The 22,919-nt window shown below is 62.9% G+C and carries 19 protein-coding genes and 2 pseudogenes; 14 read left to right on the forward strand and 7 right to left on the reverse strand.

Annotated elements, in window-relative coordinates; translation table 11 throughout:
* Positions 1 to 25 precede the first annotated feature (25 nt).
* The 5 genes and pseudogenes from AB6N07_RS08730 to arsN2 form a co-directional block, all read left to right on the forward strand.
* Positions 26 to 400, forward strand: coding sequence for an ArsR/SmtB family transcription factor (locus tag AB6N07_RS08730; protein WP_370677416.1), 375 nt, complete (start codon positions 26 to 28; stop codon positions 398 to 400).
* A gap of 71 nt (positions 401 to 471) precedes the next feature.
* Complete coding sequence (locus AB6N07_RS08735) at positions 472 to 999, forward strand: arsenate reductase ArsC (protein WP_370678210.1); 528 nt, start codon at positions 472 to 474, stop codon at positions 997 to 999.
* Positions 996 to 2,048, forward strand: a complete 1,053-nt coding sequence (arsB, locus tag AB6N07_RS08740) for an ACR3 family arsenite efflux transporter (RefSeq protein WP_370677417.1) — start codon at positions 996 to 998, stop codon at positions 2,046 to 2,048. Before AB6N07_RS08735 ends, arsB begins: the two co-directional genes overlap by 4 nt.
* Before the next feature lie 151 nt (positions 2,049 to 2,199).
* Positions 2,200 to 2,604 (forward strand): annotated as a pseudogene (gene arsC / locus AB6N07_RS08745) (arsenate reductase (glutaredoxin)); the annotation flags it as partial.
* Positions 2,605 to 2,631: 27 nt separating this feature from the next.
* Positions 2,632 to 3,027: pseudogene (gene arsN2 / locus AB6N07_RS08750) on the forward strand (arsenic resistance N-acetyltransferase ArsN2); the annotation flags it as partial.
* Positions 3,028 to 4,778: 1,751 nt separating this feature from the next.
* On the opposite strand, the gene AB6N07_RS08755 reads toward arsN2, so the two are convergent.
* A complete protein-coding gene (locus AB6N07_RS08755) occupies positions 4,779 to 6,059 on the reverse strand; it encodes an MFS transporter (RefSeq protein WP_370677418.1) in 1,281 nt (426 codons plus the stop codon).
* Positions 6,060 to 6,290: 231 nt separating this feature from the next.
* A complete protein-coding gene (locus tag AB6N07_RS08760; RefSeq protein WP_370677419.1) occupies positions 6,291 to 8,537 on the reverse strand; it encodes a beta-glucosidase in 2,247 nt (748 codons plus the stop codon).
* 140 nt (positions 8,538 to 8,677) lie between these two features.
* Between AB6N07_RS08760 and AB6N07_RS08765 the strand changes: the two genes are divergently transcribed.
* Entirely contained in the window at positions 8,678 to 9,328 is a 651-nt protein-coding gene (locus tag AB6N07_RS08765; RefSeq protein ID WP_370677420.1) for a TetR/AcrR family transcriptional regulator, read from the forward strand.
* 498 nt (positions 9,329 to 9,826) lie between these two features.
* Positions 9,827 to 10,990, forward strand: a complete 1,164-nt coding sequence (locus AB6N07_RS08770; protein WP_370677421.1) for a TCR/Tet family MFS transporter — start codon at positions 9,827 to 9,829, stop codon at positions 10,988 to 10,990.
* A gap of 62 nt (positions 10,991 to 11,052) precedes the next feature.
* Here AB6N07_RS08770 and AB6N07_RS08775 read toward each other — a convergent pair whose 3' ends face one another.
* Positions 11,053 to 11,535, reverse strand: coding sequence for a hypothetical protein (locus tag AB6N07_RS08775; protein ID WP_370677422.1), 483 nt, complete (start codon positions 11,533 to 11,535; stop codon positions 11,053 to 11,055).
* A 527-nt stretch (positions 11,536 to 12,062) separates the two neighbouring features.
* Positions 12,063 to 12,287 (reverse strand): DUF2188 domain-containing protein, encoded by a 225-nt coding sequence (locus tag AB6N07_RS08780; protein WP_370677423.1) that lies wholly within the window; start codon positions 12,285 to 12,287, stop codon positions 12,063 to 12,065.
* A 102-nt stretch (positions 12,288 to 12,389) separates the two neighbouring features.
* Here AB6N07_RS08780 and AB6N07_RS08785 point away from each other — a divergent pair, with 102 nt between their 5' ends.
* From AB6N07_RS08785 to AB6N07_RS08805, 5 genes are all read left to right on the forward strand, one after another.
* The gene (locus AB6N07_RS08785; RefSeq protein WP_370677424.1) at positions 12,390 to 13,475 is read left to right on the forward strand and encodes a helix-turn-helix domain-containing protein; all 1,086 of its coding nucleotides are present in this window, start codon (positions 12,390 to 12,392) and stop codon (positions 13,473 to 13,475) included.
* Entirely contained in the window at positions 13,472 to 13,993 is a 522-nt protein-coding gene (locus tag AB6N07_RS08790; protein ID WP_370677425.1) for a type II toxin-antitoxin system VapC family toxin, read from the forward strand. Before AB6N07_RS08785 ends, AB6N07_RS08790 begins: the two co-directional genes overlap by 4 nt.
* A gap of 679 nt (positions 13,994 to 14,672) precedes the next feature.
* Positions 14,673 to 15,692, forward strand: coding sequence for a hypothetical protein (locus tag AB6N07_RS08795; RefSeq protein WP_370677426.1), 1,020 nt, complete (start codon positions 14,673 to 14,675; stop codon positions 15,690 to 15,692).
* Between the two features lies 1 nt (position 15,693).
* Positions 15,694 to 16,071: a terminase small subunit gene (locus tag AB6N07_RS08800; protein WP_370677427.1), complete on the forward strand. Its 378-nt coding sequence runs from the start codon at positions 15,694 to 15,696 to the stop codon at positions 16,069 to 16,071.
* A gap of 1,549 nt (positions 16,072 to 17,620) precedes the next feature.
* Positions 17,621 to 19,129 (forward strand): terminase, encoded by a 1,509-nt coding sequence (locus AB6N07_RS08805; protein ID WP_370677428.1) that lies wholly within the window; start codon positions 17,621 to 17,623, stop codon positions 19,127 to 19,129.
* Between the two features lie 180 nt (positions 19,130 to 19,309).
* Here the strand turns inward: AB6N07_RS08805 and AB6N07_RS08810 are convergent, their stop codons facing one another.
* The 3 genes from AB6N07_RS08810 to AB6N07_RS08820 all read right to left on the reverse strand — a co-directional run bounded on the left by AB6N07_RS08810 (position 19,310) and on the right by AB6N07_RS08820 (position 20,510).
* Positions 19,310 to 19,813 (reverse strand): hypothetical protein, encoded by a 504-nt coding sequence (locus AB6N07_RS08810; RefSeq protein ID WP_370677429.1) that lies wholly within the window; start codon positions 19,811 to 19,813, stop codon positions 19,310 to 19,312.
* A 69-nt stretch (positions 19,814 to 19,882) separates the two neighbouring features.
* Positions 19,883 to 20,164, reverse strand: coding sequence for a helix-turn-helix domain-containing protein (locus AB6N07_RS08815; protein ID WP_370677430.1), 282 nt, complete (start codon positions 20,162 to 20,164; stop codon positions 19,883 to 19,885).
* Between the two features lie 64 nt (positions 20,165 to 20,228).
* Complete coding sequence (locus AB6N07_RS08820; protein ID WP_370677431.1) at positions 20,229 to 20,510, reverse strand: hypothetical protein; 282 nt, start codon at positions 20,508 to 20,510, stop codon at positions 20,229 to 20,231.
* A gap of 317 nt (positions 20,511 to 20,827) precedes the next feature.
* On the opposite strand from AB6N07_RS08820, the gene AB6N07_RS08825 reads away from it, so the two are divergent.
* Positions 20,828 to 21,031, forward strand: a complete 204-nt coding sequence (locus tag AB6N07_RS08825) for a hypothetical protein (RefSeq protein ID WP_370677432.1) — start codon at positions 20,828 to 20,830, stop codon at positions 21,029 to 21,031.
* On the forward strand, positions 21,031 to 22,725 hold the full coding sequence (locus tag AB6N07_RS08830) for a portal protein (protein ID WP_370677433.1): 1,695 nt from the start codon (positions 21,031 to 21,033) through the stop codon (positions 22,723 to 22,725). The genes AB6N07_RS08825 and AB6N07_RS08830 overlap by 1 nt, the downstream gene beginning before the upstream one ends.
* Positions 22,726 to 22,919: the final 194 nt, after the last annotated feature.

Genomic DNA, 22,919 nt, shown 5'->3' on the forward strand with positions numbered 1-22,919 from the left:
TCGATAGTTCGGCTAGCGTCGAATTATGGAAAAAGCCCAAGCCCTCGATGCCCTCTCGGCGCTGTCGCAGCAGACGCGCCTCGACGTGTTCCAGCTATTGATCCGCAATGAGCCGGAAGGCTTGGCGGCCGGCGACATCGCCGATCAGCTGGGCGTGCCGCAGAACACGCTCTCCACCCATCTCGCCATTCTGGTGCGCGCCGGGCTTGCGACATCGGAACGGCGCAGCCGGTCGATCATCTACCGCGCCGTGGTGCCGACGGTGCGCGGCCTCGTCCGCTATCTGGTGGACGACTGCTGCGCTGGCCACCCGGAACTTGGCCGCCGCTTCGATTATGGAAGCGACAGCTGCGCGCCCGGCGCCTGCAACTCCAACGCCCCCGAAGGCGAACCCAAATGACATCGACTGCCACTTCGACTGTGGCGGCCGATGATGCCTGTGCCACCTCACCCTCCCAGGGGACCGCTGCCATGCCTGACCGCGTCTACAACGTCCTGTTCCTGTGCACCGGCAATTCCGCCCGGTCGATCCTTGCCGAGACCATTCTCAACCATGATGGCGCCGGCCGCTTCCGCGCCTTTTCGGCCGGCAGCCGCCCGGCCGGGCAGGTCAATCCGCTGGCCCTCGAGGTGCTGGCGGAAGAGGGATTCCCGACCGAGGGCCTGCGCTCCAAGAGCTGGGACGAGTTCGCCGTGCCGGGCGCGCCGGAGATGGATTTCGTGTTCACCGTCTGCGACAACGCGGCCGGCGAGAGCTGCCCGGTGTGGCCGGGCCACCCGATGACCGCCCACTGGGGCATCGAGGATCCGGCGCGCGTCGTCGGCACGCATTTCCAGCAGAAGGCGGCGTTCATCACCGCCTCCCGCTATCTCAAAAACCGGATAACCGCCTTTCTGGCGCTGCCGCTTGCCACCATCGACCGCATGGCTCTGACCAGCCAGCTGCGCGATATCGGCCGGCTCGACGGCGCCACCACCAAGGCAGGAGAGGCCAAATGAGTTCCGTTGCCAGCCGGCTCAGCTTCCTCGACCGCTATCTCACGCTATGGATCTTCGCCGCCATGGCGCTGGGCATCGCGCTCGGCTACGCCGTGCCCGGCGTGGAAGCGGCGATCAATTCGGTGTCGGTGGGCACCACCAATATTCCGATCGCCGCCGGCCTGATCCTGATGATGTACCCGCCGTTCGCCAAGGTGCGCTACGAGGACCTGCCCAAGGTGTTCGCCGACGGCAAGGTGCTGGCGCTGTCGCTGGTGCAGAACTGGCTGATCGGGCCGGTGCTGATGTTCGCGCTGGCGATCATCTTCCTGCCCGACAAGCCGGAATACATGGTGGGTCTGATCCTGATTGGTCTTGCCCGCTGCATTGCCATGGTGGTGGTGTGGAACGAGCTGGCCAAGGGCTCGACGGAATACGCGGCCGGCCTGGTCGCCTTCAACTCGATCTTCCAGGTGCTGTTCTATTCGGTATTCGCCTGGTTCTTCATCACCGTGCTGCCGCCGCTGTTTGGGCTATCGGGCTCGGAGGTGAACATCTCCATCGGCGAGATCGCGAAAAGCGTGTTCATCTACCTCGGCATTCCCGCCATCGCCGGCGTGCTGACGCGGGTGGTGATGCTGCGCTTTGTTTCCAAGGAGTGGTACCACGGCCACTTCGTGCCGAAGATCGGGCCGATCACCCTGATCGCGCTTCTGTTCACCATCGTGGTGATGTTCTCGCTGAAGGGCGAGCTGATCCTGACCATCCCCGGTGATGTGGTGCGGATCGCCATTCCGCTACTCATCTACTTTGTGGTGATGTTTGGGCTGAGCTTCATCCTGTCGTTGAAAGCCGGCACCGATTATAAACGCTGTACGACGTTATGCTTCACGGCGGCCAGCAATAACTTCGAATTGGCAATTGCCGTGGCGGTGGCAGTGTATGGTATCAACTCCGGCGCGGCGTTCGCCGCCGTCATCGGGCCGCTGGTCGAGGTGCCGGTGATGATCGGCCTCGTCAACGTGGCGCTGTGGACGCGGCGGTTTTTCCCGGCCGAAAAGCTGGCTTGAGAGCCTGACCCGAAACTCACCTGGGGCGGGCATCTAGCTTCGACTTCCGCGCTTGCCGTGCTCACGGACAGAAGGTCCGCCCGTTTCTCGAACTCATCGCCATCTGCCTCGCCCCAGCGCGTTTCAGATCGGGCTCTAACGAAGGCTGACCATGGACGTCGTGATCTACCACAACCCCGGCTGTGGCACCTCTCGCAATGTGCTGGCGCTGATCCGCCACGCCGGCATCGAGCCGCACGTGATCGACTACCAGATGTGCCCGCCGAGCCTGGACCTGCTGGCCCAGCTGATCGGCCGCATGGACATGGCGGTGCGCGACGTGCTCAGGGTGAAGGGCACCCCCTATGACGCGCTGGAGCTGGGCGACCCCAAGCTGACCGACAGCCAATTGCTCGACGCCATGATGGCCCACCCCATCCTGATCAACCGGCCGATCGTGGTGAGCCCGCTCGGCGTTGCGCTGTGCCGGCCCTCCGACATGGTGCTGGACCTGTTGCCCGACGCGCCGATGGCCGATTTTACCAAAGACGACGGCGAGATCTGCCTGCGCGACCGGGAGATCGCCGCCGATGACGCGGGGCTCATCGCCGCGCTGGAGGCCGAGCGGCTGCCGACCGACGACCTTTCCGAACCCGGCCGGCGCTTTTATGCCTATTTCACGCTGTCGGGCCAGATCGTCGGCTATGCCGGCCGCGAGCTGTTCGGCGGCGACGGATTCCTGCGCTCGCTGGTGGTGCTGCCGGCGGCGCGCGACCGCAACATCGGCAAGGCGATCGTCGCCCGGCTGGCCCGCCGCGCCTTCGACGAGGGTGGGCGGCGGCTGTGGCTGATGACCACCTGGGCGACCGGCTTCTTCGAGGCGATCGGTTTTGAGAAGGTGGAGCGCGCCGACACGGTGCCGGCCATCCTCGATACCCGCCAGGCAAGGGGGCTGTGCCCCTCGTCGGCGGTGATCCTGTCGCGGGGGATCAGGCTGTAGGGGCGATGGGGGAGCGTTATATTGGCCGATCGTCATATTCTGCCTGAGGTCCTCTGCCTGCGCAGAGGATGACAGGTAAATTATATAAATGAAACAGTTGGATAGAGGTTAGAGATTGCTGCCATCCTGCTGTCATCCTCTCCCATCAAGCCGTCCTCCCGCTCCCATAACGCTGTCCTCCTCTGCGAAGGCAGAGGATCTCGGGACGAGAGGGCGCGAAAGGACGTATCAGGCGCCCGAGGTGCTTTGAGCCCCATATCGGCCGATCGTTTCATTCTGCCTGAGATCCTCTGCCTTCGCAGAGGAGGACAGATTTATATATAGGGAACAGAGGGATAGCGCGCCGCCCTTCGCCCTTCGCCGTTCGCCCTTCGCCGTTCGCCCATCGCCTTGCTCCCGCTCCCATAACGCTGTCCTCCTCTGCGAAGGCAGAGGATCTCGGGACGAGAGGGCGCGAAAGGACGTATCGGGCACCCGAGGCGCTTGGAGCGTTATATTGGCCGATCGTTTCATTCTGCCTGAGATCCTCTGCCTCCGCAGAGGAGGACAGATTTATATAGAGGGAACAGAAGGATAGTGCGTCGCCCTTCGCCCTTCGCCGTTCGCCCATCGCCTTGCTCCCGCTCCCATAACGCTGTCCTCCTCTGCGAAGGCAGAGGATCTCGGGACGAGAGGGCGCGAAAGGACGTATCAGGCGCCCAAGGTGCTTTGAGCCTCATATCGGCCGATCGTTTCATTCTGCCTGAGATCCTCTGCCTTCGCAGAGGAGGACAATTTTATATATAGGGAACAGAGGGATAGCGCGCCGCCCTTCGCCGTTCGCCCTTCGCCCTTCGCCGTTCGCCCATCGCCTTGCTCCCGCTCCCATAACGCTGTCCTCCTCTGCGAAGGCAGAGGATCTCGGGACGAGAGGGCGCGGAGGGACGTATCGGGCACCCGAGGCGCTTGGAGCGTTATATTGGCCGATCGTTTCATTCTGCCTGAGATCCTCTGCCTCCGCAGAGGAGGACAAATTTATATAGAGGGAACAGAAGGATAGTGCGTCGCCCTTCGCCCTTCGCCCTTCGCCCTTCGCCTTGCTCCCGCTCCCATAACGCTGTCCTCCTCTGCGAAGGCAGAGGATCTCGGGACGAGAGGGCGCGAAAGGACGTATCAGGCGCCCAAGGTGCTTTGAGCCTCATATCGGCCGATCGTTTCATTCTGCCTGAGATCCTCTGCCTTCGCAGAGGAGGACAGCTTTATATATAGGGAACAGGGGGATAGCGCGTCGCCCTTCGCCGTTCGCCGTTCGCCCTTCGCCCTTCGCCCTTCGCCCATCGCCTTGCTCCCGCTCCCATAACGCTGTCCTCCTCTGCGAAGGCAGAGGATCTCGGGACGAGAGGGCGCGGAGGGACGTATCGGGCACCCGAGGCGCTTGGAGCGTTATATTGGCCGATCGTTTCATTCTGCCTGAGATCCTCTGCCTCCGCAGAGGAGGACAGATTTATATAGAGGGAACAGAAGGATAGTGCGTCGCCCTTCGCCCTTCGCCCTTCGCCCTTCGCCCTTCACCTTGCTCCCGCTCCCATCAAGCTGTCCTCCACTGCTTGGCCGCCGCGCCGGGGAATGGCGAAGGGCCACTCTTGCGAGCGGCCCTTCCCGGTCTGGTTCGCGGGGCGACGGCATCCTGGAGGAAGACAGGATTTTCCAGGACGCCGGGGCCTTTTTCAACCAACGCCTGACGCAAGACGGGACAGTCTGCCGGGGTTGGCTTAGCGGACCGACCGGATCATGGCGATCATGGCGACGCCGATGAGGGCGACGACGGCGACCGTGGGGAAGATCATCTGATAGCCGATGGCCGAGATCGCGATGGCCGCGATGGCCGGGCCGAGGATCTGCCCGCCGGTGTTGGCCAGGTTGAGCACGCCGAGATCCTTGGCCGCCGTTTCGGCGTTGGGCAGCACCTCGACGTTGAGCGCCTGATCGACCGAGTTGAAGATGCCGCTGCCGATACCGGCGATCAGCGCGTAGACCAGCATGGTCCACGGCTGGGTGGAGAAGAACGGCACCAGCGCGCCGATGGCAACCAACAGGCCGGCCAGAGCCACCGGCCCCTTCCTGCGACCCAACTTGTCGGAGATCGGGCCTGCCACCAGGGCCATGCCCAGCGCCGTCACCATCAGGATGATCGAGATCAGCTCGATCTGGTGGCCGACCTCGTCCTGCGTGACCTTGAGATAGTCGGTGAGGATGAACAGCTGATAGCCCTGGATGGCGAAGGTTGCCGTGGTGATCATCAGCTTGCCGAACAGGGCAAGGTAGTAATCACGGGCGTTGCGGCGGGGAATGCTGAAGTTGTCCAGGACCATGTCGCGGTTGAGGACACGCCTCGGCATCGACTGGCTGGATGCCTCGCGCATGATCAGCGCGGCGAGCGGCCCGGAGAGCAGGATCAGCACCGCCATGGAGACAAAGCCGGTCGAGAGATCGCCGAGGAAGCGGGCATTGATGAACTGTCCGCCGTAGATGCCGAGCGTGAAGCCGAAGGCATAGATCGACGAGATCGTGCCGCGATGGGCCGGGGCGATCCGGTCGGAGATCACCGCCAGCAACGGGGCGACGATGGCGTTCAGGAACACCTGGAAAATGCACCACTCGACGAGCAGCATGGTGACGCTTTCCGCCCTGCCCATGAGGATGAGCATGGCCGCCGAGCCGACGGAACCGGCGATCAGCCAGGGCGTACGGCGACCGAGACGCGAGCGCGTCAGGTCGGAGAGGGCGCCGATCAGGATGTTGGCGACCGTGGCGACGACCATGGCCGAGATCGACAGCATGGCAATGATGTTGGCCTTGTTGCCGGGATCGATGATGGCAACGCGGCCCGGCAGCAGCACGGTGGCGGTGCCGAAGTAGGGGCCGAGCCAGAGCAGCACGCCGGCGCACAGCGCAATGCCGAGGCGATAGGGGATTTGCGGTTGTTCGGCATCGCTGATGGAGGCCGACCAGGCGGCGACAGACTCGCTCTGTCGGGACGAAACAAGGGTCATGGGAAAACTCCGAAGGGGATCAACCACGCCGTCGGGCTCTGAGAGCCTGACCCGAAACTCTACTGGGGCGGGCATCTAGCTTCGAATTCTGCGCTTCCGGTGCTCACGAACCTCAAGTTCGCTCCGCTCCGGTTCTCAAATCCATCGCTATCTGCCGCACCCCAGCGAATTTCGAGTCAGGCTCTACGGCCCGGCGGCGGGAAAAGCCAAGGCGCTCGTGGCGAGCTCGAACTAGTTGCCGGCGACCTTGACGGTGGTTGACAGGCGATCGGGATCGCCCCAGCAGGCGGCGGCCTCGATTGAGACCAAACCAGCGGCGACGCGGATGCGGCGGGTGGCGCCATCCCACCGGCCGAGCGGCAACAGAGAGGCCGTTACTTCCACCGTCTTGCGTTCCCCGGCGGCGAGTTCGACCACGGCAAAGCCCAGCAGCTCGCGCTCGTCCGCCCGGTCGCCGTCGCGGCGCGAACCGTAGATCTGCACCACGTGGTGGCCGGCCCTGGCGCCGGTGTTGGCGACGCTGACGCCGACCCGGACGCCGTCACGGCCCAAGGGCTCGACGGTCATGTCGGCGAGCCGGTAGCTCGCGTAAGACAGGCCAAAACCGAGCGGGAATTCGGCTTCAACGCCGTTTTTCACCATCAGCCGATGGCTGTACCAGTGGTCGTAGGTGATGGCCTTGGCGTCCCGGTCGAAGAAGGGCGTATCCTTGGCATCGGCGGGAATGGGGTAGGGCAGGCGGCCGCTGGGGTTGCGTTTGCCGAACAGGATGTCGGCCAGCGCGTGGCCGCCTTCCATGCCGGCGTACCAGCCGAGCAGGATAGCTGGCACCAGATCCTTCCAGTCGTGGACGATGACGGCGCCGGCCGTTTCGATGACCACGATGGTGCGGGGATTGGCGGCGGCGACGGCCTTGATGAGGGCGACATCCTCGGCCAGCAGTTCCAGGGAGAGACGGTCGCCACCGGCCTTGCCGCCGCCGACCACGCTGGTGCCGCCGCCGAGCGCGGCGAGCACCTTGGCGCGCTGGCGCCGTTCCTCGTCGGTCCGGGCATCGGGATAAAGCGCCAGAAGATCGGCGCGGCTGGCCACCGAGCCATCGACGAACTCGCCCTCGTCGGCCGAGGTGTAGCCGACGACGACGACGGCCGCGTCCGAAGTGGCGGCCAGCGCGGCGGCCATGGCGACATCGCCGCTGGCGTCGGAATTGACGAGAACGCCGGAGCCGGCGAGCGCCTGGGTGAGACCGGCGAGCGGGGTGACGACATAGGGCGCGCGCACCGACGACGAGCCGAGATCGCCGGTGTTGGCGGTGTCGCACAGCCGGCCGACGACGGCCAGCGAGGCGAGCTTGGCCGGGTTGAGCGGCAACAGCGGTCTGCCGGCCACCTTTTCATTGCGGAGCAGCACCATGGAGCGGCCGGCAACCTCGCGGGCCAGGGCGACGTGCTCGACCGAAGCGACCACCGATGCGGCCGGCTCGGCTTGCTCGCGCTCGGCGTAGAAGCGCAACTGGGTTTTCAGGATGCGCAAGGCCGCGCGTTCGACATCGGCCCAGCCGCACTTGCCGGCGTCAAGGTCGGCCCGCAGACGCTCGCCGCGCTGCTGGCGCATCGGCGCCTCGACATCCAGCCCGGCGACGAGGGCCTTGCCGCCGTCGCGCATGCCCCAGATGAAGTCGGTGATGACGAAACCCTGGAAGTGCCAGGTGTCGCGCAGGGTGTTGGTCAGCAGGTTGGCATTCTGGCCGGACCAGGTGCCGTTGACCGAGTTGTAAGAACTCATCACCGCGAAGGCGCCTTCGTCGATGACGCGCTTGAAATGCGGCAGGAACGTTTCCTGGAGGTCGGCCTCGTCGATGGTGACATCAACCGAGAAGCGGGCGTTTTCCATGCTGTTGAGCGCGAAGTGCTTGGCGCAGGCCATGGCATGGTGCTGGATGCCGCGCGTCAGCGCCGCGCCCATTTCACCCAGGATCACCGGCTGGTCGGAATAGGTTTCCTGCACCCGGCCCCAGGCCGGATGGCGCGGCAGGTTGATGCAGACGCCGCCGAAGAAATTGGCGCCGAGGGCGCGGATTTCCTGGCCGATGGCCGTGCCAACCTTTTCCTCGAGCCCGACATCCCACGTGGCGCCGCGCGCCATGGAAACGGGAAAGCAGGTGGAGTGGCCGAGAACCGAGCCGCGCGGCCCGTCGGCAAAGCGCACGCCGGGCACGCCCAGCCGGTCCACCGCGCCCATGACGTAGGGGTAGATGTTGTAGCCGTCCTCAACCAGACTCAGCATGCCTTCCCAGAAAGGCTGGTCGCCGTCCAGCAGCCCGAGGCGTTCGGAAACGGTCATCTTGGCGTAAAGGGCCTGCGCCTCGGATTGGGGATCGGCGCCTTTGCGAACCCGGTCGACGGCTTGGGTGAAGGTTTTGGGCGCCGGCGACGCAGCGTCGGGCGCCGCCTCCGTGTGGGGGCGGTGTAAGGTCATTCTGGTCCTCCCTCGAAAACTCAATGTGCCTTACTTAATACATACTAGGTATTCTGTAAAGCCGGGATGCGACGGTCGCAGGCCCGAAAAGATGTGCTATAAGAAGGCCATCCGTGAATTTACGAGGAGAGTTGATTCCCTTGTCCCGCGACCTCTCACCACCGCCCCGGCTCACCCGCGAGCGCAAATCGGCCGACGAGCGCCGCGCGCAGATCATCGAGGCGGCGACCCAGCTGATTGCCGAGCGTGGCTTCTGGGGCGTGACCTTGCGGGATGCCGCCGTGTTGTGCGGGATCACCGAGGCGGGGGTTCTGCATCACTTCCAGAACAAGGCGCGGCTGTTGATCGCGGTGCTGGAATATCGCGACGAGGCCGACTTTCAGGCGCTGGCCAAACTGTTGGGGCTGAGCCGGGCGGATATCGATCTCGACCCGCTGCCCGCCAGCCTGCGCCAGCTGTGCACCGCGCTGATCACCCGCAATGTCGCCCAGCCGGAAATCGTGCGGCTGTACAGCGTGCTCAACGCCGAAGCGCTGGAGCCCACCCACCCCGCCTACGCCTATTTCCAACAGCGGGAAGACATGGCCTTGTCGCTGTTTGCAAGGTCGTTGCGGGACGTGGACAATGCCGACCACGTGGCGCGGCAGGTTCTGGCGGTGATGGATGGGCTGCAACTGCGCTGGCTGCGCAAGCCGGACCGGATCGATCTTCTGGAGGAGTGGGACAGCCTGTTCGAGCGTGCCTTCGCGCACCTCGGGCCGCAGGGCGGAGATTCGCCCCCGGCGGGCTGACGATCGGCGCGGGGCGCTTGTTTCCCGCGATCCGGACAAAGGCAGCGCAAGGCGCGTCGCGCGGCGCCGCCGGGCACAACCATCTTGCCTTGGCGCCCGCTTTGGCGTATCTGGCGGCTATCGCGCAAAGCGATCGCTTCCCTTGATCCGCCCATTGGCGGAGTAAACAGGTGGACGAATTATCGTCCAGGCGGTCATGCACAAGCGATCAGCGCCGCTTAGCGCCGGTCGACCAGCGATTTTCCTGACCTAACCGCCTGAACCACCGAGCCTGACCCGAACTCACTGGGGCGGGCATCTAGCTTCGAATTCCGCGCTTGCCGTGCTGACGAACTTACGTTCGCTCCGCTCCGGTCCTCGCGTTCATCGCTAGCTGCCTAGCCACCCGCGAATTTCAAGCCAGGCTCTCTCAGGCTCCATCCGTCCGCCATGGCGCTTTTGCGTCTGGCCCCTTGTGCTTGGGCTGTCGCTTTTCGCGGCCGCCCCTGGGATTCCGCCATGAACAGATCGCTCATCGTCATTTTCTCGGCCATCCTGCTCGACGCCGTCGGCATCGGCCTCATCTTTCCCATCCTGCCGGCGCTGCTCACCGAGGTGACCCACGCCGCCAACGTGGCGCCGTATATCGGCATCATGACCGCGCTATACGCGGCGGTGCAGTTCGTTTTCGCGCCGGTGCTGGGCTCGCTGTCCGACCGGATCGGCCGCCGTCCGGTGCTGCTGATCTCTCTGTTTGGCGCCGCCATCAACTACCTGTTTCTCGCCTTCGCCGGCAGCCTGACGCTGCTGCTGGTGGGGCGGGCGATCGCCGGGCTGACGTCGGCCAACATATCGGTGGCCACCGCCTATCTCACCGACATCACCGCCGAGGACCAGCGCGCCCGCCGCTTCGGCCTGATGAACGCCATGTTCGGCATCGGCTTCATCGTCGGCCCGGTGCTGGGCGGCCTTTTGGGCGATCACTGGGTGCGGCTGCCGTTCATCGCCGCCGCGGTGCTGAACGGGGTCAATCTTCTGATCGCGCTGTTCATGTTGCCGGAGTCGCGGCAGCCTTCGCATGAGAAGCTGGATATCGCGGCGCTCAACCCACTGAAGCCGTTCGGCTGGGTATTTCAGGTGAAAAGCCTGTGGCCGCTCATCGCCATCTTCTTTCTGCTCTCAGCCACCGGCGAGGCCTATGGCACCGCCTGGGCGCTGTGGGGCGGCGACACCTTCGGCTGGAACGGCCTGATGATCGGCCTGTCGCTCGGCACCTTCGGCATCTGCCAGACGCTGGCGCAAGCCTTCCTGCCGGGGCCGGCGGTGAAGCTTCTGGGCGAGCGCGCCGCCATCCTCACCGGCCTCACCGGCGCCTGCCTGGCGCTGACCGTGATGGCCTTCGCCACCAAGGGTTGGATCGTGTTCGCCATCATGCCCCTGTTCGCCCTCGGCGGCCTCGGCGTGCCGACCCTGCAAGCGATGGCCAGCCGGCAGGTGGACGAAAGCCAGCAAGGCCAGTTCCAGGGGGTATTGGCCTCGGCGCTGAGCCTGGCGTCGATCGTGGCGCCGCTGGGGTTCTCGAGCTTCTACGCCATGGTGCGGGGGACGTGGCCGGGCGCGGTGTGGCTGAGCGTGGTGGCGGTGTATGCGGTGGCGGCGGTGATGGTGGGGAGGAGGCGGTGAGGGGAGCCATTGCCTGCGCGAGCCTGAAGACGCGCTGCGGACGGTCGCGCGTATCGCGGCCTTCAGGAACCGATAAAAGCTGATATCGCCATGAGGATGACGATCGCACCGAGATAAGTCGCGATCCAACGGCGCTTCAGTTGTCGGTCGGTGAGGACCTCGCTGGGAAAGACCCAAAAGTGCGTTAGCATCAGCTCGTCGTTCAGGAGCCGTTCCAGAATGGGCTCGACGATCCCAAAATATAGAAGAAACGGGATTGGAATGTATATGGACCACTCGCTTGGTCGAAGCTCGTGTATGCCTTGCAAATATCCGTCGCCATAATAAAGCTGGCTAGCCGATGCAAAAGCGACGAACAAATATTGCGCCACCAATAGGCGCTTAAAATCTTTCCTTGTGAGCCGATCTCCGAATAGTTTCATTCCCTGCATGATTAGGTAATGTTCCAGAATGATTTCTTTTTTCAAGATTTTCTCAAGTATTGGCTCTACAATGCCCAAATATGAAAACAAGACGAGATTTAGGTAGAGGTACTCGAGCGGCATTTGTCAGCCCTATAAAGCGCGTTGCCTCAATGTAACCAAAAGATGCTCATTTGTCGCGTGCAACCATACGGCTGGTGAGAGAGGCCATGGTTCGCCGGAAGTGGGTGGGGCCAGTTCCCCGGCATTTTCGCTTCGGCGCTGGGGTTGGCGTCAATACGAAATTTCCGGGGCAGTGCGGCTAACGGTGACGCTGTGTAGGCGATGCGTGTGCCGCTGGTGTGAAGGATGGGGGAACAGAGCAGAGGGACATATTGCCGATTTATCCCGATGCACAGCCCGAACGAGCCTGATACCAGTATGAAGAGCAGGCTGGCGCTTGCTCGCGCATTCGTAACGCCGGGGCTCAGAGTGAAGACGTCGGAAAGCTCGGTCGCCAAATATGAGAAAAGCCCGCCTGAGGCGAGCTTTTCCCTTTGATCTGGTGACGATGAGGGTGGTGTCACCCCGCGACCTCACGCGCCTTTCACTCATTTTAGGGTATTCGCACAGACTTCTCAACCCGCCAGCATTTCGGCCGGCCGATCAGCTCAGCCTTTGGGCGGGCACGGGTCGTTTCCGTAGCTGTTGCGCTCGCGGATCTGTCCGTTTTCGCCGTGGATCAGCAATTCAGATTCCTGATTGCGGGCGATGCCGCGTCCTGCCTCGATCGCTTCACACTGCGTCTGGTGGACGGACGTCACTTTCTGATTACCCTCGCCACGCACGGCCCAGCCTTCGGAATGCGATGCAACGTGCTGATTCTGATGCGACATTTTAAACCTCGTTGAGCTAATATGGCGGCTTGAATGTCAACTGTGTGTTGATATATACTGTACATGAATGCGTTTATCAACCAGCGAAACCGGGAGATCCAAATGTTCGGAGATAGGCTTCGTTTGGCAAGGAAAAAGGCCGGGCTGTCGCTGCAGGCTTTATCCGAGCGGGTCTCGCCCGCGGTGTCCGCCCAGGCCATCAGCAAGTACGAGAGCGGCAAGATGATGCCGTCCTCGTCGGTTCTCGTCGGCCTAGGTAAGGCTCTTGGCGTGTCGCTCGATTTTCTGATGAGCGGGCAGGTTGCGGAGCTATGCGGAATCGAGTTTCGAAAGCATTCCGATACTTCGGCCCAAGATCGAGCTCACGCCGAAGCACTGGTGATTGAGAAGCTTGAAGATTATCTCGCTATCGAGAGTATACTCGGTTTGGATGAGCCTACCGATCCTATAGCCGACTTGCGGTGCGAGGCGGTGGCTTCATGGGACGAGATCGAACGGAAGGCCCGAGACCTACGCGACGCATGGGAGTTGGGGAGCGATCCCATTCCCAGCATGATCGATCTCCTTGAGAAGAAGGGGATAAAGGTCATCGTGGCGGACTTGCCGGAGCGGTTCGATGGGTTGGCCTGTACCGTAAAGCGGACCGATAACAAGCCCGACACCGAGGTGGTGGTTATCTCGAGCAAGACCAACGTCGAGCGCAAGCGGTTCAGCCTTGCGCACGAGTTGGCGCATCGGATCATTCGCGCGGTGGCAGACCCTGCCCCCATCAAGCTTGAAAAAGCGATGCATCGGTTCGCGGGCGCTTTTCTTGCCCCAGCCGATCATCTCCGCAAGGAAGTTGGCGAGAATCGACATGGAATCACCTATCATGAGTTGATAAGGTTGAAGCGGTCTTATGGAATGTCCGCAGCTGCCATGTTGATCCGATTGAGGGATGTTGGGCTTCTGCCGGAAACTACCGTCGACTACGCCTTTCGGACTTATGCGCGCGCATGGCGCACCGAGGAGCCTGCTCCCATTGAAGATGGGCAGGGCCTTGGTGCATTTGAAAAGCCTCTTCGCTTTGAGCGCCTAGTTTATCAGGCACTCGCCGAGGAGATGATATCGCCTGTGCGAGCGGCGCAGTTTCTCAAAGTGCCTCTCGCCAAGCTGGAAGAAGAAATGCGGGGGCCGCGCGAACCGTGACCGATGATGCCGCACCGATCGTTGTTGTTAATGATGCTTCCTGTCTGATCGACTTGCGAAAGGCGCGGCTTCTGCATCTTTTGGTGCGGCTACCCTATCGCCTCATTATTCCGTTGCCTGTGAGAGAGTCGGAGTTAATCTCTTTCACGCCGCAAGAATGGGCCATCCTCGATTCAGGGCTTGAGATTTTTGATCTGCCTTCCGACCAAGTCGGAGAAGCTTTCGGCGTCAAAGCGGTTCATCCAAAGCTTTCCGCTAATGACTGTTTTTGCCTGGTAACGACACGGTGCCACCAGAATTCGATTCTCCTAACGGGTGATGCGCTACTGCGTGGCGTCGCAATACAAGATGGCCGCCGCGTTCACGGGGTGCTTTGGGTTATCGATGAGCTCAAACGACTGTCGCTATGCGGCGACGGTGTTTTGGCGACTGCTCTTCAGCTCTGGCGGGATGATCCAACCGTGAGGTTGCCCGTTGAGGAAATGGCTCAGCGCCTGCGCTCACTGGAAGGAAATTAGTCGTTCTTCAGACGGTGATGGAGTTTCCGCCCCGCTTCGGCGGGGTTTTGTTCGTGTCCGCCTCCCTCATCTTCCGTCTCCCCCGCTTACCCGCTTCATTCCGGCCATAGCTTTCTCCGGGGTGAGAGACGTGACAGCAGGCATGAGAGAGGTACCGTTCCTCTCTTTCCTCTTTGGAATTCAATGTCTTTTGACGTGACGGCGGAGGTTTGCTCGTTCCGTCTCGTCTACATCCGTCTGTGTGTCGGCTCCCCGAATCCGAGTCATTTTATTGCTCTCCCCTGAAATGAATCTCCGTCCCAACACCCCATTCCCTATACTCACGCGTAAAGCAGACGGCCGGCGTGCGGATGCGCCGGAGGCTGATATCGGCGCCGCGCCCTTTTCTGCCTGAGGTTCACCTTGAATTCGCGAGCGAATTCAAGCGGCCTTCGCAGAGAATGACGAATTATGGAATGCGAACAGGGCGGTAGCTCGTCGCTCGGGGTGGGCGGCCGTTTGTTGGCGCCGCCTCAACTCGGCCACGGCCGTTAATGCCTTGGCGCCGTTCAGCCCTCGGCAGGCCCGTCTCTCCGGCGCTGCCGCGCCTTTCCCGTCCGCTTCCGCCATTAACGTTTCGCCGTCACCCTAGCTCTTGCCCCACGATGCGCCGCGTCGGCTTCCCACATGGAGAGCCGACATGGCAGACAAGATGACAGCGCGCGCCAGCGAGCGCGCGGATGAGAGTGAGCGGGACGGTGATTATTCGTCCGGCGGCGGGCGGGGGTTCGAACATGTCAGCCTGCCTCTGAACCGAGTCCTTGCGGGCAGTGGCCTGCTCGGCGGCATCGAGCAGGGCGCGGGCGGTGATCGCCTGAGGGCGGCTCGGTTGCCGGGCAATGCCTCGGCCGCGGTGCCGCCCCGCTGGAAGGGCCGGCCGGAGACGGTGACCGATCGCGCGCTGGAAGGGCAGCCCGACACCTGGTTTTCGGCGGCGCAGATGAGCCGCGAGGCGGCGCGGGCGCTGTTCGATTATCGGCCCGATGGCCGGCTGTTCTGGCGCGAGCTGGTGGGGCGGCGGCGGCCGGAGGCGGGCGGCGAGTTCTATCGCAAGCGGCTGGATGCCGGGCCGATCTGGACCATCCAGCTGGGCAGCCGCGCCAACGTCACCCGCTACATGCGCCGTACGCTCGTGTGGAACTGGCACTTTGGCGGCACCGACCGGGTGCTGCTGCCGATCAATGGCGACACGCTGGACGACCGCGTCGAGAACATCCGGCTGGGGGCGCGCCTTGAGGGGTTGGCGGCGGATGTTCCCCTTGGCGCGGCGGTGGCGGTTGCGGAAACGGGCGTCACCTGTCCGTGCTGCGGTGCGATGGCGCCGGTGCTGTCGCCCAACCTCATCGCCCGCGCCTATGAGCTGCCGCCGCAGCAGGAGGCGATCCTGGCCCGCGTCTGGCAGGGCCGGGGCAAGCCGGTGACCGGCGAGGCGATCATCAGCGAGATGTATGCCGACGATGAGGACGGAGGGCCGGAATACGAGACGGCGCGCAAGTATTTCAAAACGCAGCTGTGTCTGCTGCGGAAGCGCATCGAGGGTTCGGGCGTGCGCATCGAGGTGGTCGGCTATCAGCGCGGCTTCAAGCTGGTGCTGGGGCCGGGCGGTGAAGGCGGCAAACCGGAGGGCGGTAGTGTCTCGGGCGAGACAGGGGAGGGATGACGTGCCGCGCAAGGGGAAAGAGGCTGTGGATGCCGGCTGGCTGCTGCGCCGGCTGGTCGACGAGGCGAGCGCCGACATCGCCGACCTCTACGACGCCGAGGGCCAGCTGAAGCCGATCGCCGACTGGCCGGAGGTGTGGCGGCAGGGCCTGGTGCAGGGCGTGGAGATCGAGGAGCGGTTCGAGGGGCGCGGCAATGCCCGCGAGCAGGTGGGGTTTGTCAAGAAGATCCGGCTGAGCGACCGGCTGAAGCGGCTGGAGCTGATCGGCAAGCACATCGGGGTGAAAGCGTTCGAGGAGACCGTGCGGGTGAAGGGGCTGGAGGGTTTGGGGGAAAGGCTGGCACGGGCGCGGAAGAGATTGGCGGAGGAGGGGGAATGACGATCGAGGGAGACGGATATTGGCGGCGTGCTCCATCCTGCCTGAGATCCTCTGCCTGCGCAGAGGAGGACAGAATTATATATAATGAAAACAATCGGATAGCTCGGCGCGCCCTCTCATCAGGTGGTCATCCAGGGCTCGCAGATAGCGGGTTGGGTGACGCGCTAAATGGCTGTTTCTCCTCTATATTTAGTTGTCCTCCTCTGCGCAGGCAGAGGATCTCGGGAAGGATGGAGGGAGGGGGACATATAGGGCTGTTTGCTGCGGGGGGTGGAGAGGGAGCGCGATATTGGCCGGGTGCCTCTTTCGGCCTGAGATCCTCTGCCTGCGCAGAGGAGGACAATTTATATAGAGGGGACAGGCGGTTAGGTGGTCGCCCGGTTCTATCAAGCTGTCATCCGGCGGTGTTTTTCGATCATCCCGCGCCAAGCAGGCATGCCGCGCACTCCAGCTGTCTCCCCTCCCCATCAAACTGTCCTCCTCTGCGCAGGCAGAGGATCTCAGGCAGGATGGAGCGAGGGGGGCATATAGGGCGCATCTTTGTTGTGGGTGGTGGAGAGGGAGACCGATATCGGCGGTGTGCCTCTTTCGGCCTGAGATCCTCTGCCTGCGCAGAGGAGGACAGTAAAATATATAGGGAGGACAGGCGGTTAGGTGGTGATCGCTTGATATCAAGCCGTCATCCGGTGGTGTTTCTCGATCATCCTGTATCAAGCAGGCATGCCGCGCACTCCAGCTTTCTCTCCTCCCCATCAAACTGTCCTCCTCTGCGCAGGCAGAGGATCTCAGGCAGGATGGAGCGAGGGGGAGATATAGGGCGGCTGTTTGCTGCAAGGGGTGGAAGAGGAGACCGATATCGGCGGTGTGCCTCTTTCGGCCTGAGATCCTCTGCCTGCGCAGAGGAGGACAGTAAAATATATAGGGAGGACAGGCGGTTAGGTGGTGATCGCTTGATATCAAGCCGTCATCCGGTGGTGTTTCTCGATCATCCTGTATCAAGCAGGCATGCCGCGCACTCCAGCTGTCTCCCCTCCCCATCAAACTGTCCTCCTCTGCGTAGGCAGAGGATCTCGGGCAGGATGGAGCGAGGGGGAGATATAGGGCGGCTGTTTGCTGCGGGGGGTGGAGAGGGAGCGCGATATCGGCGGCGGGCCTCTTTCGGCCTGAGATCCTCTGCCTGCGCAGAGGAGGACAGTAAAATATATAGGGATGACAATCGGTTAGGTGGTGATCGCTTGCTATCAAGCCGTCACTCCATGTCTGCGGATCGTGAACGCCTTAGGCATGATCGAGGGTACGCGGATGCGGGGCTGTGTGATGCGCTACGCGGTTGTTTTTCCTCTATATTTAGCTGTCCTCCTCTGCGTAGGCAGAGGATCTCAGGCAGGATGGAGCGAGGGGGGCATATAGGGCGCCTGTTTGCTGTGGGGGGTGGAGAGGGAGACCGATATTGGCGGAGGGCCCTTTTCGGCCTGAGATCCTCTGCCTGCGCAGAAGAGGACAGTTTTGATATTTGTATCAATTATTTAGGACGCGGGAGCGCTCTCCCATGACCGCCTCTCCCGATCCCAACGAAGACATCATCCGGCTCGCGGCCGAGTGCCGCTACGATCCCGATCGCTGGTCGATCGCCGCTTATGATTGGGGCGAGGGCGATCTTGCCGCGCACCCCGGTCCGCGCGCGTGGCAGCGGCAGATCAACCGGCAGATCCGCGATCATCTGGCCGATCCCCAAAGGCGCTTCACGCCGCTGCGGCTTGCCGTCGCGTCCGGCCATGGCATCGGCAAGTCGGCCGAGATGGGGATGTTGTCCAACTGGGCGATGTCGTGCTGGGCCGATTGCAAGATCGTGGTCACCGCCAACACGCGCTCGCAGATGCAGACCAAGACGGCGCCGGAGGTGGGGCTGTGGTTCCGCCGCGCCGTGACGGCGCACTGGTTCGACGCGCAGGCGCAATCGATCAAAAGCCGCGACCCCAAACGCGGCGACAGCTGGCGGCTCGATTTCGTCACCTGGTCGGCCGAGAACACCGAGGCGTTCGCCGGGTTGCACAACCAGGGCCGCATCATCCTGCTGCTGTTCGACGAAGCCAGCGCCATCGCCGACAAGGTGTGGGAAGTGGCCGAGGGCGCGCTGACCGACGAGAATACGGTGATCATCTGGGTGGCCTTCGGCAATCCGACGCGCAACGGCGGCCGCTTCCGCGAGTGCTTCCGCAAATTCCGCCACCGCTGGATCACCCGCCACATCGACAGCCGAACGGTGGAGGGCACCAACAAGGCCTATCTGCAATCGATCGTCGACGATGCCGGCGGCGAGGATAGCGACGTGGCGAAATACCGCGTGCGCGGCCAGTTCCCCAGCCAGTCGCCGATGCAGTTCATTGGCGAGGCGGATGTGGAGGCGGCGCGGGCGCGGCACCTTCGCCCCGAGCAATATGGCTTTGCGCCGAAGATCATCGGCGTCGACCCGGCGTGGACCGGCGCCGATTCTGTGGAGATCGTGCTGCGCCAGGGTCTAATGACGCGGAACCTCTTGAGCATGCCGAGGAACGACAACGACGTCGAGGTGGCCAACCTTATCGCCCGGCTGGAGGACGACGAGGGCGCCGACGCGGTGTTCGTCGACGCCGGCTATGGCACGGGCATCGTCAGCGCCGGGCGGACGATGGGGCGCAACTGGCGCCTGGTGTGGTTCGCCGGCAAGCCGATCGACCCCGGCTATCTCAACAAGCGGGCGGAGATGTGGGGCCTCGTCAAGCGCTGGCTGAAGGACGGCGGCGCCATCGACCCGCAGGACCAAGGCCTGTTCGACGACCTGATCGGCCCGGAAACCGTGCCCCGCCTCGACGGCAAGATCCAGCTGGAAAGCAAGGCCGACATGAAGGCGAGGGGGATTCCCTCGCCGAACAGGGCGGATGCGCTGGCGCTGACGTTTGCCGAGCCGGTGGTGAAGCGCGGGGCGGGGCAGGGCGGGGCGGGGCAGGGCGGGGCGGGGCAGGGCGGGAGTGGGAGAAGGGTGGTGGAGGAGCGGTATGATCCGCACGCGGGGCTGTGAGAGGCCGGCGCCATCAGGCGGTCATGACAGTCCGCAGGATGAGGGGCGTGGGGGGGCTGCGGCACCAGGCCTCGCCGCATGTTCAGATCCATGGGTAAAAGTATAGGTCCAGGCTTTAGTCTCGATACAAGCAGAGAAGTTGCTACATATGGTTCGACCAGGCTGACCTTGCCTGCCCTGTCATCGGCTGAACTCCGTTGTCTGAACTGTGATTAAGCTGTCTTCTCCCGATTTTAGGAAGACTATAGTCAGAATTATATCGCCCATGTCCGGCTGACCACTCTCGTCGGATAGGTATTCATTTAGTTTTTCTTTTCCAATATGAGGCTCGTAAGATATTGACATCTTATATTTGTCGGAAATCAGGGTGTATATATCTGTGTTATCGATTTTCTTTTTACAGAACAGCGACGGTTTCTTGCTTATTTTTAAAGTATATTCATTGTTGACTGAAATATAATTGTCGTCGATATCCAAAGTATACGGCAAGGCAGCCGTGGTCGGCGTGGATGAGCAGTTTCCATCGTTGATACTTCTGTGCGACATGCATGCTGACAGGGCTGCGCCGACCGCCAGGACAAGCAACGTCTTGGGTGCGAGTTTCTCATGGATTCCAGAGCGTCGGGGACCGTACGCCTCTCCATGGTCCGTGAGGCCTTCCGTTCCAGTTCCAGAGAACCCCATATGCTCCTCCCATAAACTGCGCCCCGAAGCCGGCAGCGGCGCTTTGCGTTCGTATCGGCTGTTCTTTGATCAAGCCGCTTGGCGGATCTGGATATCCACCTTGAGGCCAAGCGCGGTCAGCATGTTGATCAGGCTGTCCAGGCTGAACATGTTGATCTTGCCCCGCATCAGCGCGGAGACACGCGGCTGCGTGACGCCAAGCTCCTTGGCGGCTTCAGCCTGGGTCCAACCCTTCGCCTTGATCGCATCTTCGATCGCATCCATGAGCGCGGACCGCAGCTTCATGTTCTCGGCTTCGGCGGCCATGTCCTCGATGGCGTCCCAGACGCTGGCAAATCTCTGACTGGTCATTTGCGCAGCCCCTCCCGAAACCCAGCTACCTAGAGACAGTAGAGTCTCACCGACAAACGAGAGCTTAGCTCAGCCAAGGAGACAGAGCAGCAAGGAGTAGTAAAACGCATGCGGCCCATTGAACATATGGAGCGACCTTGAGGATGCCGGTGAACGGTCCGTGAAATGCAATAGCCATGCCCGCGACAAGGGTCAGTATCGCCAGTGGCAAGCCAAAAACCAAGTAGGCCAACTCTGGATAAGTTTCATCTGGACGCCCCATCGCCTGCCAAGCAAACGGCGTGAACGAAAGAACGGCCATTACCAGAACACACGTCGCGCCAGAGAACAGTCCAATGTAACGCACGACTACAGTGCTCCAACCGTGGATGGACGAGACTTCCATCGTGCCTAAGGGGGCTGAAGTATTCCGTCAATCCCCAGTCCAGAGAGGGGATTGTGGCCGTCGGCTCAGCTTCGGGCCCAAAGTGACGTTCTGCTTGGTGCCGGACCATTCAGCGGCAAGCGCGACCGACTGACGTGCCGGCCAGAAGTGACGAACTGCGGCGGCGATGTGCGTCTGCGCCGCTCGACCCCACCGCTCCCCAAACCCCGCCAACCGCAGCGCGGAAACCTGATGGGCCTTATTGCCGACAGGTACGACCCACATGCGGGGCTTTGATCATGTGCCTTTCCTCATCGACTCCCAAAGTGGAGCAATACAAGACCTCGGCGCAATCGCAGGAGCCGGATAACGGCGCCGTGCAGACATCGGCGGCGCGGCGGGCGACCGACAAATTGCGCTCCGGCGTTTCCACCATTCTGACCAACGCCAACGGGGTGTTGCAGAACGCGAGCACCCAAAAGTCCACAGTGCTGGGGGTTTGATGGAAACGCGCGCCAACGAAACGCCGGTCCAGTATCACCGTCGCCGGGCCGAGGAGCTGAAGCGGGTGCGCCAGCCGTGGGAAGCGGCGTGGAGCGGGCTTGCCGATTTCATCGCGCCGCACCGGCTGCGCCTTGTGGCCGCCGACGAGCGGGCGATCTCGCGCAAGCGCATTCTCGACCCCTCCGGCACCTTTGCCTGGCGGACGCTGGCTTCGGGCATGCACTCGGGGCTGACCTCGCCGGCGCGGCCGTGGTTCCGCTTTGCCACCACCGATCCCGAGCTGCGCGAATGGGGGCCGGTGAAGCTGTGGGTGGACGAGGTGGAGGGCATCGAGCGGCGGATGTTCCAGCGCTCCAACGTCTACCCCGCCTTCCACGAGGGCTATGGCGACATCGGCCTGTTCGGCCAGTCCTGCGGCATTTTGATCGAGGGCGAGGACGCGCCGCTGCACATGATCCAGCTGCTGCACGGCCGCTTCTGGATCGCCCGGGATGCCGAGGGCCGGGCGACGACGCTCTACCGCATGCTCCGCTGGTCGGTGGAGAAGATCGTCCGCCGCTTCGGGCTGGAGACGCTGTCGAACGCCATCCGCTCGGCCTATGACGCCGGCCGCTACGACCAGACCTTCGACATCTGGCACGCCATCGAGCCCCGGCGAAACCGCGACAGCGGCAAGCTCGACAAGCGCAACAAGCCGTTCCTCTCCAACTACTGGGAGGCCAACGGCAACAGTGCTGATGGCCTGCTGGAAGAGAGCGGCTTTGACAGCAACCCGATCATCTGCCCGCCGTGGCTGATCTGCGGCGACGATGCTTACGCGCAGTCGCCCGGCATGGATTCGATCGGCGATGTCAAATCGCTGCAAGCCATGGTGCGCGACAAGCTGGAGGTGATCGCCAAGCTGGCGCGGCCGCCCTTGCAGGGGCCGACGTCGCTGTCCGGCAACCCGACCTCCTTGCTGCCCGGCGCCATCACCTTTGTCGATGATCCCACCGGCAAGGGATTGCGGCCGGTGATGGAGGCGAGCCCGCAGATCGGGCCGCTGCTCCAGGACATCAGCGAGACGCGGCAGCGGATCAATTCCGGCTTTTACGCCGACCTGTTCCTGATGCTGGCCAACATGGAGGGCGTGCAGCCGCGCAACCAGTTCGAGATCGCCGAGCGCAAGGAAGAGAAGCTGCTGGCGCTGGGGCCGGTGCTGGAGAACATCTACAACAACCAGCTGGAGCCCTGCGTCGACCGCGCCTTCGAGATCGGCCTGAAGCGCAACCTGTTCCCGCCGCCGCCGCGCGAGATCCAGAACGAGCGGCTGTCCGTCGAATACATCTCGACGCTGGCCCAGGCGCAGAAGGCGGTGGCGACCGGCGCGGTGGAGCGGCTGGTATCGTTCGCCGGCCAGTGGGCGGCGATGAAGCCGGAGGTGCTGGACAAGCTCGACGCCGACCAGTCGATCGACGTCTACGCCGACATGATCGGCGCGCCGGCCGCCATCGTGGTGGCCGACGACAAGGTGCAGGCGGCGCGCGACGCCAGGGCCAAGGCGCAACAGCAGCAACAGCAGGCGCAGATGGCGAAAACCGTGGCGCCGGCCATCTCCGCCGGGGCCGACGTGGTGCGGGCCGGCAAAGACAGCAACATCGATGCGGGCTCCGTGCAGACCTTGCTCTCACAATTGGGGATCGGGGGTTCGTAGGGGGGTGGGAGACCGATATCGGCCGCCCGCTCTACCTTCCTGAGGTCCTCTGCCTGCGCAGAGGATGACAGGAGGTTTATATTTGGGAACAATCGGATAGGTGGCGCCCATAACGATCAAACTGCCGCCCCTGATTGAGCGAAGGGCATCTGATACGGGCGTTGCGCTCTACCTTCCTGAGGTCCTCGCTTTCG

Origin of the sequence: Pleomorphomonas sp. PLEO, from assembly GCF_041320595.1 — a bacterium.
In the GTDB taxonomy this organism is placed as follows: Bacteria; Pseudomonadota; Alphaproteobacteria; order Rhizobiales; family Pleomorphomonadaceae; genus Pleomorphomonas.

Coding starts and splice junctions, on each gene's coding strand:
- AB6N07_RS08830 (WP_370677433.1), top strand. CDS start 21,031: ATGGAAACGCGCGCCAACGAAACGCCGGTCCAGTATCACCGTCGCCGG.
- AB6N07_RS08805 (WP_370677428.1), top strand. CDS start 17,621: ATGACCGCCTCTCCCGATCCCAACGAAGACATCATCCGGCTCGCGGCC.
- AB6N07_RS08760 (WP_370677419.1), bottom strand. CDS start 8,537: ATGACCTTACACCGCCCCCACACGGAGGCGGCGCCCGACGCTGCGTCG.
- AB6N07_RS08755 (WP_370677418.1), bottom strand. CDS start 6,059: ATGACCCTTGTTTCGTCCCGACAGAGCGAGTCTGTCGCCGCCTGGTCG.
- arsB (WP_370677417.1), top strand. CDS start 996: ATGAGTTCCGTTGCCAGCCGGCTCAGCTTCCTCGACCGCTATCTCACG.
- AB6N07_RS08795 (WP_370677426.1), top strand. CDS start 14,673: ATGGCAGACAAGATGACAGCGCGCGCCAGCGAGCGCGCGGATGAGAGT.
- AB6N07_RS08735 (WP_370678210.1), top strand. CDS start 472: ATGCCTGACCGCGTCTACAACGTCCTGTTCCTGTGCACCGGCAATTCC.
- AB6N07_RS08785 (WP_370677424.1), top strand. CDS start 12,390: ATGTTCGGAGATAGGCTTCGTTTGGCAAGGAAAAAGGCCGGGCTGTCG.
- AB6N07_RS08770 (WP_370677421.1), top strand. CDS start 9,827: ATGAACAGATCGCTCATCGTCATTTTCTCGGCCATCCTGCTCGACGCC.
- AB6N07_RS08810 (WP_370677429.1), bottom strand. CDS start 19,813: ATGGGGTTCTCTGGAACTGGAACGGAAGGCCTCACGGACCATGGAGAG.
- AB6N07_RS08730 (WP_370677416.1), top strand. CDS start 26: ATGGAAAAAGCCCAAGCCCTCGATGCCCTCTCGGCGCTGTCGCAGCAG.
- AB6N07_RS08825 (WP_370677432.1), top strand. CDS start 20,828: ATGTGCCTTTCCTCATCGACTCCCAAAGTGGAGCAATACAAGACCTCG.
- AB6N07_RS08775 (WP_370677422.1), bottom strand. CDS start 11,535: ATGCCGCTCGAGTACCTCTACCTAAATCTCGTCTTGTTTTCATATTTG.
- AB6N07_RS08815 (WP_370677430.1), bottom strand. CDS start 20,164: ATGACCAGTCAGAGATTTGCCAGCGTCTGGGACGCCATCGAGGACATG.
- AB6N07_RS08780 (WP_370677423.1), bottom strand. CDS start 12,287: ATGTCGCATCAGAATCAGCACGTTGCATCGCATTCCGAAGGCTGGGCC.